12 protein-coding genes and 2 pseudogenes are annotated in these 13,049 nt (G+C 67.0%); 9 read left to right on the top strand and 5 right to left on the bottom strand.

Features of this window, described 5'->3' with window-relative positions; translation table 11 throughout:
* Nucleotides 1-47: 47 nt before the first annotated feature.
* The 3 genes and pseudogenes from Phou_RS56095 to Phou_RS53610 all read right to left on the bottom strand — a co-directional run.
* Nucleotides 48-904, bottom strand: a pseudogene (locus Phou_RS56095) (transposase).
* Between the two features lie 225 nt (nt 905-1,129).
* Nucleotides 1,130-1,756 carry a DJ-1/PfpI family protein gene (locus Phou_RS37380; protein ID WP_503827017.1) on the bottom strand — a complete coding sequence of 209 codons (627 nt, stop codon included), beginning with the start codon at nt 1,754-1,756 and terminating at the stop codon, nt 1,130-1,132.
* A gap of 225 nt (nt 1,757-1,981) precedes the next feature.
* Nucleotides 1,982-2,065 (bottom strand): annotated as a pseudogene (locus tag Phou_RS53610) (GntR family transcriptional regulator); the annotation flags it as partial.
* A gap of 343 nt (nt 2,066-2,408) precedes the next feature.
* Here Phou_RS53610 and Phou_RS37370 point away from each other — a divergent pair.
* Both Phou_RS37370 and Phou_RS37365 read left to right on the top strand, forming a co-directional pair.
* Entirely contained in the window at nt 2,409-2,957 is a 549-nt protein-coding gene (locus Phou_RS37370; protein WP_173066269.1) for a hypothetical protein, read from the top strand.
* Nucleotides 2,958-3,364: 407 nt separating this feature from the next.
* Nucleotides 3,365-3,820 (top strand): NUDIX domain-containing protein, encoded by a 456-nt coding sequence (locus Phou_RS37365; RefSeq protein WP_246274159.1) that lies wholly within the window; start codon nt 3,365-3,367, stop codon nt 3,818-3,820.
* 284 nt (nt 3,821-4,104) lie between these two features.
* On the opposite strand, the gene Phou_RS37360 is transcribed toward Phou_RS37365, so the two are convergent.
* Together Phou_RS37360 and Phou_RS37355 are read right to left on the bottom strand one after the other, a co-directional pair.
* Complete coding sequence (locus Phou_RS37360; RefSeq protein ID WP_173066266.1) at nt 4,105-4,866, bottom strand: metallophosphoesterase family protein; 762 nt, start codon at nt 4,864-4,866, stop codon at nt 4,105-4,107.
* A 132-nt stretch (nt 4,867-4,998) separates the two neighbouring features.
* Complete coding sequence (locus Phou_RS37355; RefSeq protein ID WP_173066263.1) at nt 4,999-6,498, bottom strand: peroxidase family protein; 1,500 nt, start codon at nt 6,496-6,498, stop codon at nt 4,999-5,001.
* A 584-nt stretch (nt 6,499-7,082) separates the two neighbouring features.
* On the opposite strand from Phou_RS37355, the gene Phou_RS37350 reads away from it, so the two are divergent.
* The 7 genes from Phou_RS37350 (at nt 7,083) to Phou_RS37320 (ending at nt 13,043) form a co-directional block, all read left to right on the top strand.
* Nucleotides 7,083-7,439, top strand: coding sequence for a hypothetical protein (locus Phou_RS37350; protein ID WP_173066260.1), 357 nt, complete (start codon nt 7,083-7,085; stop codon nt 7,437-7,439).
* 302 nt (nt 7,440-7,741) lie between these two features.
* Nucleotides 7,742-8,575 (top strand): VOC family protein, encoded by an 834-nt coding sequence (locus Phou_RS37345; protein WP_173066257.1) that lies wholly within the window; start codon nt 7,742-7,744, stop codon nt 8,573-8,575.
* A gap of 82 nt (nt 8,576-8,657) precedes the next feature.
* The gene (locus Phou_RS37340) at nt 8,658-9,449 is read left to right on the top strand and encodes a class I SAM-dependent methyltransferase (RefSeq protein ID WP_173066253.1); all 792 of its coding nucleotides are present in this window, start codon (nt 8,658-8,660) and stop codon (nt 9,447-9,449) included.
* Nucleotides 9,427-10,092 (top strand): AAA family ATPase, encoded by a 666-nt coding sequence (locus Phou_RS37335; protein WP_173066250.1) that lies wholly within the window; start codon nt 9,427-9,429, stop codon nt 10,090-10,092. The genes Phou_RS37340 and Phou_RS37335 overlap by 23 nt, the downstream gene beginning before the upstream one ends.
* Nucleotides 10,093-10,360: 268 nt before the next feature.
* Nucleotides 10,361-11,674, top strand: coding sequence for an MSMEG_0569 family flavin-dependent oxidoreductase (locus Phou_RS37330; protein ID WP_173066247.1), 1,314 nt, complete (start codon nt 10,361-10,363; stop codon nt 11,672-11,674).
* 14 nt (nt 11,675-11,688) lie between these two features.
* Complete coding sequence (locus tag Phou_RS37325) at nt 11,689-12,504, top strand: amidohydrolase family protein (RefSeq protein WP_173066244.1); 816 nt, start codon at nt 11,689-11,691, stop codon at nt 12,502-12,504.
* Between the two features lie 23 nt (nt 12,505-12,527).
* Nucleotides 12,528-13,043, top strand: coding sequence for an MSMEG_0572/Sll0783 family nitrogen starvation response protein (locus Phou_RS37320; RefSeq protein ID WP_173066242.1), 516 nt, complete (start codon nt 12,528-12,530; stop codon nt 13,041-13,043).
* The last annotated feature ends 6 nt before the right edge of the window (nt 13,044-13,049 follow it).

Raw genomic sequence — 13,049 nt, 5'->3', positions numbered from 1 at the left:
CGGGAACCGTTGGGATTGCATCCGTGCTAGACGATCTATTCCAGGAGTTAGTGGTCGTACGCGATCAGCGACCGCATGATGGGTTGGCCGGTGTGCCAGTTGTGCCAGATGGCGGCGGTCATGGCGAGGATGCGCTGTAGGACGCGTGCGGTGACTCCGGCCGGGTTCGTCCGCCGTGTCGTTCCAGGTCGAGTTGGTATTTGAGGGTGTCGTGGACCGATTCGACGCTTTGTCGTACTGCGCGTGGCAGAGTGCGGCCAGGGCGGGCGGGTTCGGTCCAGTAGGCGGGTCGGACAACGGCGATGTTGGCTTCGTTGAGCCAGGTTTCGGTGGCGCGGTCGCGGTATCCCTTGTCCACGGCCAGAATCAACCCGTCAGGGTGGTGGAACCTGTTCGGCTGTAACGAGACCCGGTCGATGAGCACGTCACGTTCGTCGGCTTTTGAGCTGGCCAGGGCGAACGCGACGGGCAGGCCGTGCACGGTGACCAGGTCTAGCCGTAGTCCCCGAATTTGCGGAGTGGGAGGCGCAGTAGCCGTATCCGGCCCAGCCGGCCAGGTCGGAGTGTTGGGCGGTGGTGCGGGAGGTGCCGCATGGCACGGCGGTGGAGTCGGCGATCCGGATCGGGTCTTGCCACAGGTCGGTGTCCGTGGCCAGCAGGCCGGTCAGGGTATGCCAGTTGTGTGGTCAGGGCTCGTAGCCGCTTGTGTAGCCGGGCTGTTCGGGCAGGTACGGGAACAGATGCGGGTTGTCCTTGCGGGCTCGGCGTAGCCACCGGGTCTCGTGGTGGTGGCTGAGCAGGACCTGCAACATCGCGACGGTAATCAACTCAGCGTCGATGATCTTCAGCTCATCGTCGATCTTCACGTACAGTGCGGTGCCGAGGTGTCCAGATCGACGTGCACGTGGCCTCCATGGTCATCGTTGCTCAGCAACGTCGATCATGGCCGCCTTGCTCCTTCTCGCTGCCGCTACCCCTTGGAATTAATCGTTTAGTGCGATCCCGCGCCCAATTCGACCCGGGCGAGCGTTGACCAGTTCCTTTCCCGCCGCGCGGTAAACTGCCACGCCCAGATCGCATAGCCGACGACGAACGTCGGGCGAAGTGCCGTCACCGGGCGGTCAGGTGGTCATGGCGATGCGGAGTTGACCGACTTCGAAAAGAGCTCCATCATCGCTCTGCCGAACTGCGGCATGTCGGGCCACCCCCGGCAGGAGACGAGGTTGCCGTCCACGACGTCGGGAGCGTCGATGACCGTCGCGCCCGCGTTTTCCATGTCGCCGGTGATGGGTGGGAAGCACGCGGTCTTTCGACCCTTCAGCAGCCCGTACACCGCGGGCACCTGCGCGCCGTGGCACACCAGCGCGATCGGGAGGTCGCGCGCGAAGAAGTGCTCGGTGATGCGCCTGACGTCGGCGTCGACCCGGATCCACTCGGGGGCACGGCCACCGGGGATGATGAGGGCGTCATAGCGCTCGACGTCGACCTCGGCCCAGGGCACGTCGACCGGCAGCTTCCGGCCGTTCTTCTCCACGTAGGCATCGGAGTTGGGGTCGAACTCGTGGATGACCAGCTGCACGTCGCGCATCGTCCGTGACGAGACGTCAACGTCCCAGCCGCCCTCCTGCACGCGGTAGTAGGGATACATGGTGTCGAGCTCCTCGGCGGCGTCGCCGGTCAGGAGCAGCGCTCTGGGCACCTGCTTCTCCTCACATGTGGGGGGTGAGGTCGATCCAATCCGATCCGATTGGATCATTCCTCGGCCCAGGCCGCCCGTCAAGCCTTCATCGCCACTCCGTCCGCATCCTTGACCTCGTCGAACAACCGCCGGAACCGCTCGCCGGACCGCTGTCGGGACCGAGGAGCAGGCGGACCTCGAGCATGTCCTCGAACCGGCGACGGGTGATTTGAGGGGGAATGCGGTAGCCAGCATGGGCACACGCACGACCAGGCCCTCGGCCTCCATGCGGTTCAGGGCGTCTCGGATTGGCGTCTGCGAGACTCCCAGCTCTCGCGCCAGGACGTCGATCGCCACGCGGGAGCCGGGCTCGATCCGGAGCGACATCCGGTGTCCGAGCAGCGTGTCGTACACCTCGTCGGCAAGCCGGCCGCGAACTCGGGACGTGAGGTCCCTTCTCCCGTCCGCGAACCTGTTGACATCGGTCGCGACGCTGCTGCATGCTGACGCCACCCAAATCGTATAGGAAAGTGACGGACGCGAGCCATCCTGCACCATCGCGGACCACCCGCCAGCGCCCTGCCTCGACCACCTGAAGCTCCCCTGAGCATGCTCGACGTCCCGCTCGGTTCGCCTACCGACGACGACGCCGCTCGCCTCCAAAGGCGAAGACCCGGAGGCACCCACGGCTGGGGCGCGGCTCAATCCTCCGTCACAACCGCGTGTTGCTATGTCCGGCGACCTGCCTGTGCCGACTTCGTTCTCGCAATCGAGCCACGAACTAGTCGCGGCAACGTTCGTCCTCCGGCCGACCTGCATTTCTGGTTTCGTTTGGCTCCTACGGAGCCTGTCGGTTCCCGCTGCCATACAAAACCTCATAATTGAGGAACTCGGAATGTCAAATGCAGCCGAGCCACCGGACCAGATAGGCGTCTTTTTAACCACCCCACGAGCGTTAACCGAATCGGCAGAGTCTCGTACGCGTTCCCGGCAGCCGCATCTCCCGAATTTCGCTGCCGGCGCGGTGGCCGAACACAACACGAAAGATCCAGCAACGACTGCCAGAGAGTGGATCATGCAGCTTTGTGATCGAGACCTGCCAATGGACGCCTACGAACTGCGTGCCGTCGGATCTCGGCACGACGCGCTCTCATCGGTGATGCCGGTGTCCTGGTCGATTTTCGACGCCGATCAGAGCACGTTGGAACGGCACGTCGGCGTGCACGGCGACGGCGACATCGGCGAGCCAACTGTCCGGCGGCGCCCGCCACGCGAGTGACTCGACGCCGCTGCGTTCGTCGAAGGGATAGCCGCCTATCCTTTGTTCGACTCGCGCCAGTGCACCCTGCGCTGCGGGTCGGTGGCGTCAGCCACCGGCCCGCTAGGGTGCGCCGTCCATTGTCTGGGCGGTCCGTCTCGCGTCACGTCGCTGCGGTGTCCGGCCGCAGCCGCTGTTGCTGCTCGTGCGGGCGCATCCGTCTCGGTGGCGCCTGGAGGTCACTTCCAGCGGTTCTGCAATGGCGGCTGCGGATGAGTCGAGGAGCAGTGGCATGAGGCGGCCATGCGGAGCCGAGCGTCGATGTCAGTCGACCTGCCGCAGAGCACGCAGTTTGCGGCAGAGCCGAATGCCTGCACGTGCCCTCCGGCTGGAGCGAGCTTGTCCTACCCCTGTGCTCTAATCCCGCCATGCATATGGTCGTCTGCGGCGCACTCGTGGAAAACGGCGCGGTCCTGCTGGTACACCGCAGCCCGACCCGCCGGGCGTACCCAGACCTCTGGGACCTGCCCGGCGGACACGTCGAAACGGGTGAGTCGGAGCCACAGGCCCTCGCGCGTGAGATGCACGAGGAGCTAGGGGTTCACATCGTGGCGGAGTCCTCGTCACGGTTGGGCGACCTGCATGCCGGCAGTGGCCAGGACGCCGTCCACGTGAGCGTCTGGCAAATCAGCGACTGGGTCGGCTCCCCCACCAACCATGCACCCGAGGAGCACGACGACATCGCATGGGTCAGGATCAGCGAGCTGGGCGGCCTTCCCCTCGTCTTCGACACCCTGCCGGCATTGCTTCCTTCCCTGCCTGAGCCTGACCGGCTGCCTCGTCGCGACGAAGCACGGACAACCACATCGCCGAGCGGCCCGTAGGTCCATCGCTGCTCGGCACTTCCGTCCGGTTGAATCCCCAGCCACAACGGCGAACGCTCCGGCTTGTTCGGGGCCCGGCGTCAGGATGGGCGGCAGGTGGTCCCAGACCAACACGATCGGCGCACCGAGTTGCTGGTGTGCGGCATCGGGCAGGGCGGTCAATTCCCGTTCGCGGAAGCCCTTCGGACGCCGGGACGGTCCGCCAATTGAGGGCGCCCCGAACAAACCGCACACGGCGGTGGGTGGCAAGGGTGAGCCGGCCACTGTGGACACGCGACTCCGGTTCAATTTGGCGTCGGCGTGGGACCATCGTTGGCGGCGATGGTCGTGAAGGCGTGCAGCGCGTCATCGTCGCTGTGGGGACGGAGGACGTACTCCTCAGCCCAGCCGGAAGCGTTCGGAAATCCGCTGGCGGCGATCCGCTCGGCGGCGGCGTGCACGTCGTACATGGTGCGCTGAAGCTGGACGGTTGGGCCTAGCAGAGCCCAGTAGGCGCCCGGCGGCCCGTATGCCATACCAACGCTGCCGGGGTTGATGACTCGTCGCCCGGTGACCAGTCGATCAAATGGCATGTGGGTGTGCCCGCACACCACCACCTGCTCGGTAACGCCGTGCAGGACTGCTTTCCACCGCTCGATGGGCGAGTCGACGAGAACGAACTCGTCGTCACGTCGCGGCGTGGCGTGGCAAAACAGCGTCGGTCCGAGGCCGTCCACGTCGACGGTGACCGTCAGTGGTAGATCGGCCATCAGATCTCGATGCCGCCTTTCGAGTAGCGGGATACAGGACGCGACGGTATCCGCTGCTGGCCCGGTGGGGCCCGCGCCGTCGAAGGCGTCCACCAGCTCCCGCTCCCCGTTGCCGTGCACCCAGATCACACGGTCTGCGAGCTCTGCCAGCCGATCGAGGGTTTGACCTGGCATCGGGCCGCCAGCGATGTCGCCCAGCAGAACGATCCGATCCACGTCCAACGTCTGGACGTGGTCCAGTACCGCTTCCAGGGCCGGCAGATTGCCGTGCACATCAGCAAGAACGGCAACCCTCATGCGAACAGTATCGTCCAGAACCGAGGTGGCACCTCTGGAGGACAACAAGAGCCGGCTGCTGCCGCGCTGGCCCCTCCACTCGTCGGCGGCCCGGCGCCGAAGGGCGCCGGGCCGCCGGGTAGCGACAACCACTCACTGACCGCGGCTGGTGGGGTCCACTCGCGCGAATGTCAACAGATCGATCATGCGGAATGTACCCGGGGTGCGGGCTGGCAGATTGGGCTGGAAGCCAGGGTTGTCCCGCAGGAACCCGCCGGGAGCAAGCTGGAGCAGGCCGATGAAGACCTCACCGACGATGGTCGCGCCGACCGGGCCGAGGCGCAGCCCCTGCTCCAGGACTTCGGCCTCCTTTAGACAGTAGTGCCACAGGGGAGTGTTCGCGTCGAGGCCGATGTTGTAGCGGCTCCACTCCTGGAAGCTTCCGGCGCCCAGCACCGGCGCGCCTATCGCCCGGGCCACGTTCTGCCCAGAGGGAAGGTTCCAGGTGATGCCCCGCAGCATGTTGCGCACCGGCAGCGCGATCGGTGGGTCGCCGCTGGAGATGGCGGACAGCGGCAGTCGGAACAGCGGCGTGGAGATCCTTGTGTCGATGCGTTTGTTAGGCCGGACTGCCGGATTCGTCGAGCCCGGGTCGGTGAACTGCGGCCCGAAGTCGAAGAACGTCTGCCAGCCGATGAAGCGCCGCGGCGCCCGGGCGCCACCGCGCATGTCGACGGGATCGGCCTGGCCCTGGCCGGCCGGATCGAAGATCATCGCGAAGAACGCGCTGCCGTCCGGGTTGCCGGCCAGGTTTACCCGGTACGACGGGCGGACCATGCTGTGGCCGAACCGGTACGCCGCACCCTGGAACTCCACGGGCATGAAGTGCTGTCCGGACACGGGCGTGTAGAAGCGCCGGCCGCCGTTGCGGATCGCGTTGACCCGGTCCTGCCCGATGATCTGCGGTAGGAACTCGTTGAGCATGATCCACTGGTAGTGCCAGGTGACCTGCTGCCGCGCCAGGTTGAACACGGCGGTCACGCTGGCGCCCGGGTTTTGTGACCGTACCCGGTCGACGACCCGGTTGTGGAACAGAATGAACGCCGCCTGCAGGCCGGAGATGACTACGTTCTCGTCGTTACGCGGGTCGGCGATGATCGCGGTACGGTCCGCGCGGCGGGGGACGTCCTCGAAGCGTCCGCCGCTCTCGATCCGCAGCTTGGCCCCATCGCTGGGGTCGTACAGTTCCGGGTTGGCGGTTGGCCCTCCGCCATATACCGAATCCAGGTCCAGCGCCGGATTGCGCATGTTGCGGGTGGTGTTGGGGTCGGTCACGACGGCCAACCGCGAGGTGGTATCGAACGTCACGTCATGGTCGAGGAACTGCCCGAAGAACGTGGTGCCGGCGGTGTGGTTGGGGTTGTTCTGATTGTTGTTGCTCAACGCCGGGTCCGCGATCAGCGCGACCGGCCCCTTCTCGAGCACGTCCTTGGCGTCCATCACGTGGGTGAACTCGCCGACGTCCCGGATCGCATCGATCGTGCGCTGGAGGATGATCGTGTCTGCCGTGTTCACGAACGGCGGCAGGTTCGGGAACATCCGGCCAAAGAACTGGGGCGAGGTCGCCACGAGCTGCGCTTCCTGCTGCACCATAGCGGCGAGCGCTTTGGTGCTGGTAAGTGTGGTGGCGCTGAGGAGCCCCAACGTGCCGGCGCCGTACCCGAGCAGCTTGCGCCGGCTGAGGCCGGTGCTCGGTTCTGCCTCGTGCCCACCTATGTGGCTTTTAGTCATGTCCTCGCATGCCTCCGTCCTGGGGTAGCAAGCACCGCAGGGCCGCGAACGCTTACACACGCTTTCGACCCACGTCGGGGAAAGGAGTTTGAATAGGAGGCCAGGATCAAATGGCCCCTGAGGGGCCTAGGTGATCAGGTCAGTCGCCACAGGTGGCCAGCTGCGCTCCCATCCTGGATCTCGGTCCTTGCCGGTCATCGTTTGCCGCTTCGGCCAACAGCGAGCTCGCCAGCACGGGCTCGCACATCAGTCCGATCGAGTTAGCTCGATTCTTGATATAGCGATCGGTCGGAGCACAGTTCCCCAAGGGATTTCGGTAGATCCGGACGGACTGGAATGAAGATCTATCGGTACGCCGGCGCAGCAGCATCGCCGGATAGCTCGGCGATCCGTCCGAGGTCGACCAACCGGTGGCTCAGCCACCCGCACAGCGGTAGCTACTCGGCGTGAATCCCGCCGAGAGCCGTCAGCGCGGTGGACCACCGCGGCGCACGCCAGCTCGGCAAGCATGCGCGGACGCCGGCGATGCCGCCACGGTGCTGTTCCCCGGCACGCCGGCCGCCACGGCGGCGGCCAATGTTGGCCAAGTCCAGGCGGGCGCCCCTGGCGTCATGATCGTTGACGGCGAGCTTGACGAGCTGATGAAGATCGTCGCGGAGGAGGAGACTCTCACGCTCAACGCGCAGGCCACCGCGATCGTGTCGGACTTCGAGATCCAGGTCTACGGTGGCGGCAACGACCAGTCGGTCCAGCAGTTGATGGGGAACTACACGGGCAGCATGCAGGAGCTCGGTTACATGTGACCGCGTCCGCGTACGGGCCCTCCGCCCACGTGCGACCGCGATGTGCATCGCGTCCGACGGCGCGAGCCGACTGGCCTGCCTGGCGGCGCACAGTCCGTACAAGCTCACCTCCATCGGCACTGACGATTTCCGCGTCCTCAGCCGGCCGCTCGGAGGATGCGGCAGCTGCGTCACCGACCCATAGCTACGTGTATCCGCTGATCGGCTGATGCGCGCGGTCGTGGCAGCTGGTTCGTTCGTGGCGTCCCGGGGGGTGGGGTCTGGGTAACGTGGCTCGGGTAGGCCGATGAAGGGGGACGGACGTGACCGAGCCGAGGAGCTACCCGCACGGTGTGACGTGCTGGATCGACACCGAGCAGCCCGATCCGCAAGCCGCCGACCGGTTCTACAGTGGCCTGTTCGGCTGGACGCTGACCGACGCGGTGCCCGCGAACGCGCCCGGCTCCTACCTCATCGCCACCCTCGACGGGCAGGACGTCGCGGCGATCGCGCCCTCCTCCGGCGACACCGCGACCTGGAACACCTACGTCGCCGTCGACGACGCCGACATCAGCGCTGCGGCCGTCACCGCGGCAGGCGGCACGGTCGTCTCGGCGCCCGCGGACGCTGGCCCGGGCGGCCGGACCGCGACCTGCCTCGACCCGACCGGGGCCGTGTTCCGGCTTTGGCAGGCCCGCAGGCGGCTCGGCGCTCAACTGACGAACGCCCCGGGCACCTGGAACTTCAGCGACCTGCACTCCCCCGACCCCGCCGCCGCCCTCGCGTTCTACACCAGCGTGTTCGGCTGGCGAGCCCTGGACGTCGAGGGGGCCGGCACGATGCTTCAGGTCCCCGGTTACGGCGACCACCTCGCCGCCACCGTCGACCCCGGCATCCACGAGCGGCAGGCCTCGGCGCCGGCCGGATTCGCCGACGTGATCGGCGGACTCGCCGTCGCGAGCGCCGACGAACCACCCCACTGGCACGTGACCTTCACCGTGGCCGACCGGGACGCCAGCGCCGCCATCGCCGAACGGCTCGGCGCCACGATCCTCACCTCCTCCGACGACCTATGGACCAAAAACGCTCTGGTACGCGACCCGCAGGCAGCCGAATTCACCATCAGCCAGTTCACCCCGCCCGACGGCGACTGGTAACCAAATCCCCCGGTGATCGGACGCCGTATGCTGCGCGTCAAAGCGGTTGCCGGCTGCGCCGCCCGTCCATACGGTGGGCACCGTGACGGCGGACCTGTTTGACGCGGCGGCGATGTACGACGAGGACTACCTGTACTTCTTCGCCGGATCGGACGCCGGCGGCGCGCCGACCCACGGCCCCGTTGTGGGAACGGCGTACGCCGGCGCGTCCGCCGCCGCTGATATCGTCTGGCAGCTGCTGGATCTGCGGCCTGGCATGAGTGTGCTCGATCTGGCCTGCGGCCACGGCGTGTTGGCGAACATGTTGGCGGCGCGCGGTTGCCGGGTCACCGGCCTCGACTCCTCGGCCGTGTTCCTGGATCGCGCCCGAGCCGACGCGGAGGCGATGGCTGTGGAAGTCGAGTACGTATCCGGGGACATGCGAGAACTGCCGGAATGGACGGCCCGGTTCGACCGGGTCGTGAACTGGACGACGGCGTTCGGGTACTTCGATGACGCCGTCAACCGGACGGTGCTGACGCAGATGGCACGAGTCCTACGGCCGGGCGGCAAGCTGGCCATGGATCTGGACAACCTGACCAAGTTCCTGGCGTCCTACACGCCGTCGCGTGTGACGGCTCTCCGAGACAACGGCGACATGCTCGTCGACCGTCACCACCTGGATCCGCTGACGGGGCGCTTCCAGGTCGAACGCACGGTCGTTCGCGACGGTCAAGCCCGCCGATTGACTTTCGTCAAGCGGTTGTTCGGCTTTCCCGAGCTGCGTGACTGGTGCACCGCCGCGGGCTTCACCCGTGTGTCCGGATACGGCGAGGACGGGAGCCCACTGAACGCCGGCCACAATCGAATGGTTGTGGTTGCGCAGCTTCCGTAGCACCCTGGTGCGCGCGGCACACCCCGACGTCCACGTCTCGTCGATCCGCATGATCGAACGTGGACCTGAACGGGGAGCACATCGGAGGTTCTTTGTGTATCGAGCCTTGCTGCTCACCGGGGTCGCTGGGGTCGGAAAGTCCACCGTGGCCGACGCGGTCGGGCGGGCTCTCACCACAGCAGGCCGTGTCACCGCAGTCGTTGACACAGACATGCTGGCGCAGTTCGGGCCGCCACCGAGCGGAACCCGTGAGCGGGGCCAGTTCTACGACGAGCTCAAATGCGCAAATCTGGCGGCGGTCTGGGCAAACTACAAGGCCGTTGGCGCCCGGTTCATCATCGTCGCGGCGGTCATCGACAGCCTGGCCTTGCGCAAGCGATATGCCGACAGTCTCGCGGATTGCCAGGTTTGCCTGGTTAGACTGACCGCCAACGAGGACACGATCCGCCGGCGCCTGCAGGAACGGGACACGGGGTCGAAGCTCGAACGCCGCCTCAGAACCCGGGACGCGCACCGGCTCGAACCGACGACGATCGTCGTTGAAGACTCCACGGTCGCCAACGATCGCGCCGTTGGCGACGTGGCTGCAGAGGTCCTCATCCGGACCGGTTGGCCGGTCCAGACCGGCGAACACCAGCCCTGATCGGTTCGTCCGGCGTGCTACGGCAAAGTGTGGGCATGCCGGTCAGCGGGACCGCTCGCTGCTGCGGCTCCAGACCATCACGACCGCCGAGACTCGCGTCGAGGAGGTCCGTCCGAGTTCAGCCCAGGCCACGGCATGTCGGCCGGATACGCCCACAGCCCATCGTGAGCTTCGTGAAACGCAGCTTTGTTCCGGATGACTCCGATCGGTAACGGCTGGCCGTTGAAGTAGTTCCTCACACGGGTCCGTGGCCTGGTTGGAGGACGCGATGCCGCAGACGCTCGACGGTTCTCACTTTCCCGTTGTCGTCGTCGGCGGTGGCCAGGCGGGCCTGTCCGCGAGCTACTGCCTGCGTGAGCGCGGCATCGCACACGTCGTCCTGGAAGCGAATCAGGTCGGGCACGAGTGGCGCACACGCCGGTGGGACTCTTTCTGCCTGGTCACCCCGAACTGGCAGTGTCGGCTGCCCGGATTCCCCTACGGGGGGCCGGATCCGGACGGGTTCATGGTCCGCGACGAGGTCGTGCGCTACCTGGAGGAGTACGTGTCCTTCTTCCAACCGCCGTTGGTCGAGGGAGTGCGCGTCGACCGGCTGCGACGATCGGCCACCGGCCTGTTCGAACTGTCCACATCGGCCGGTGCCGTCACCGCCGATCAGGTCGTGGTGGCGACCGGACCGTACCACTCGCCGTCGGTTCCGCGTATGGCGGAACGGCTCCGCGGTGATGTGATCCAGATCCACTCCTGCCAGTACCAAAGTCCGGAGCAGTTGCCCGACGGCGCGGTGCTGGTCGTCGGGACCGGCCAGTCGGGATGCCAGATCGCCGAGGACCTGCATCTGGCGGGACGGCAGGTGCACCTGGCTGTCGGCGGCGCACCGCGGGTGGCGCGGTTCTACCGTGGCCGCGACTGTGTCGCCTGGCTGGACGACATGGGCCACTACGCCAAGGGGATCGACGAGTTCTCCGACGCGGACGCGGTCCGGCTGCGGGTCAACCACTACGTCACCGGCCGGGACGGCGGCCGCGACATCGACCTGCGAGCGTTCGCCAAAGATGGGATGCGGCTGTACGGGCGCCTGGTGGACGTGCACGGCTCGACGCTCGCGTTCGCCGGTGACCTGAAGGCCAACCTCGACCGTGCCGACGCGGTGGCCGAGAGCATCAAGGACAGCATCGACGCCTACATCGCGGCGCGCGGGATCGAGGCACCCACCGAGGCGCGGTACGTGCCGGTGTGGGAACCCGACGACAGCCAACCATCCACCGTGGACACACGGTCGGCCGGGATCGCGTCGGTGATCTGGTCCACCGGCTTCACCCGTGACCATGGCTGGATCGGCGTCCCGGTGTTCGACGGGCGCGGCTATCCGATGCACTGGCGGGGCGTGACGAGCTGCCCGGGCCTCTACTTCCTCGGCCTGCCGTGGCAGCACAGCTGGGGTTCGGGCCGGTTCGAAGCGGTCGGGCGCGACGCCGAGTTTCTGGCCGACCACGTCGACGCGTCCCGGCGCCTCGCCGACGTGTGCGGGGTCCTCACCGGTGCGCCGGCGACGCTGGGCGTCGCACTGCCGGTCGGGTGAAGGGGGTCCACGCGATGGTCTTTGACGCTCACCGCCATATCGGTGTGCTGCCGGCGTACCCGTTCTACGGCGGTCCACCGGTCAAGCCCGACACGACCGCACGCGCCACGGTCAAGCAGCTCCTGGCCGATCTGGACGCCGAGCGCACCGAGCGGGCGTTGGTGCTGCCCAACTACGGTGTGCCAGACCCCGCGGTCGCCTTCTCCTTCAACGAGTTGGTCGTCGAAGCGGCCCAGACGGACGAGCGCATCCGCGCCGGTCTGTGGGTTTCGCCTCGACCGGACGACGAGCGGCGCACCATGGCCGCCCTCGCGCTGGCGGGAGAACGTGGTGTGCGAGCGCTGAAGGTGAGCTTCCTGCTTGGCGGCCGGGCGACCGACCCGGCCTGCCGCCCTCTGCTGGACCAGATCTTCGGTACGGCCGAACGTTTCGACCTGGTCGTGCACGTCCACACGTCGCCGGGCGCCGCGTCGGACATCGACGAGGTCGGCCACCTGGTCGACTGGTACGCCGACCGGGCCGCGATCCACCTGGTCCACTTCGGCGGCGGGATGAGCGGGCACATCAAGCTGGCCGGTTCCCGCTTCTTCGACTGGATCGCGGCCGGCAAGCGCGTCTACACCGACCTGTCGTGGGCCATCGGCTTCACCCCGTACTGGCTGGCCCGCGAGATCGAGCGCCGCGGCGTCGGCCACGACCGGGTGCTGTTCGCCAGTGACCAGCCGTGGGGCGACCACGCCGGTGAGTACGCCCGGATGGTCGCCGCCACCGGTGACGGCGACCTGGCAGACCTGATCTTCCGGGAGAACTTTTCCGCCCTGTACCGATAGCCCACCGAATCGAAGGAGAGGACATGACCGTCGACCTGAGCGAGCTGGAGAGCCAGAGCCTCGCGGAGATCCCGCACCCGTCGCTGCCCGAGGGCTCCAGCATCTACGGCAGCACCAAGGTGTTTCCCGACTACAAGGCCGAGAACGGCGAGGCGTACTTCACCCTCGTGCACGGCATCGCGCACGAGTCGTCCGTCAGCTTCGTGGCCGTGCTGCAGGCCACCCGCGCGCTGCGCAAGGGCTTCGAGGCGGCCATCTACTTCTACGGACCTGGCTCGCTGAACTGCCTGGCCACCCGGGGCTTCCCGACCACGGGCAACTCCGCGTTCCCCGGCGAGCACAACATCAACAACCAGCTCAAGACGTTCCTGGCCGAGGGCGGCAAGGTGTACTGCTGCCGTTTCGGCCTCTCGCTGCACGGGGCCCGCGAGGAGGACCTCATCGAGGGCGTCATCCCGACCCACCCACTCGACGTCCAGGACGCGATCATCCACTACGCCCGCAAGGGCGCCATCATCAACTCCACCTACCAGCTGTAGAGGGGG

Origin of the sequence: Phytohabitans houttuyneae, assembly GCF_011764425.1 — a bacterium.
In the GTDB taxonomy this organism is placed as follows: Bacteria; Actinomycetota; Actinomycetes; order Mycobacteriales; family Micromonosporaceae; genus Phytohabitans; species Phytohabitans houttuyneae.
The sequence above is the reverse complement of the archived record's forward strand: the minus strand, read 5'-3'. Positions and strand labels throughout refer to the sequence as shown.

Excerpts from the sequence above, each read along its gene's own strand:
- Phou_RS37355 (WP_173066263.1), bottom strand. The coding sequence starts at position 6,498 with ATGGTGCAGCAGGAAGCGCAGCTCGTGGCGACCTCGCCCCAGTTCTTT.
- Phou_RS37325 (WP_173066244.1), top strand. The coding sequence starts at position 11,689 with ATGGTCTTTGACGCTCACCGCCATATCGGTGTGCTGCCGGCGTACCCG.
- Phou_RS37370 (WP_173066269.1), top strand. The coding sequence starts at position 2,409 with ATGTCCGGCGACCTGCCTGTGCCGACTTCGTTCTCGCAATCGAGCCAC.
- Phou_RS37380 (WP_503827017.1), bottom strand. The coding sequence starts at position 1,756 with ATGATCCAATCGGATCGGATTGGATCGACCTCACCCCCCACATGTGAG.
- Phou_RS37360 (WP_173066266.1), bottom strand. The coding sequence starts at position 4,866 with ATGAGGGTTGCCGTTCTTGCTGATGTGCACGGCAATCTGCCGGCCCTG.
- Phou_RS37365 (WP_246274159.1), top strand. The coding sequence starts at position 3,365 with ATGCATATGGTCGTCTGCGGCGCACTCGTGGAAAACGGCGCGGTCCTG.
- Phou_RS37320 (WP_173066242.1), top strand. The coding sequence starts at position 12,528 with ATGACCGTCGACCTGAGCGAGCTGGAGAGCCAGAGCCTCGCGGAGATC.
- Phou_RS37330 (WP_173066247.1), top strand. The coding sequence starts at position 10,361 with ATGCCGCAGACGCTCGACGGTTCTCACTTTCCCGTTGTCGTCGTCGGC.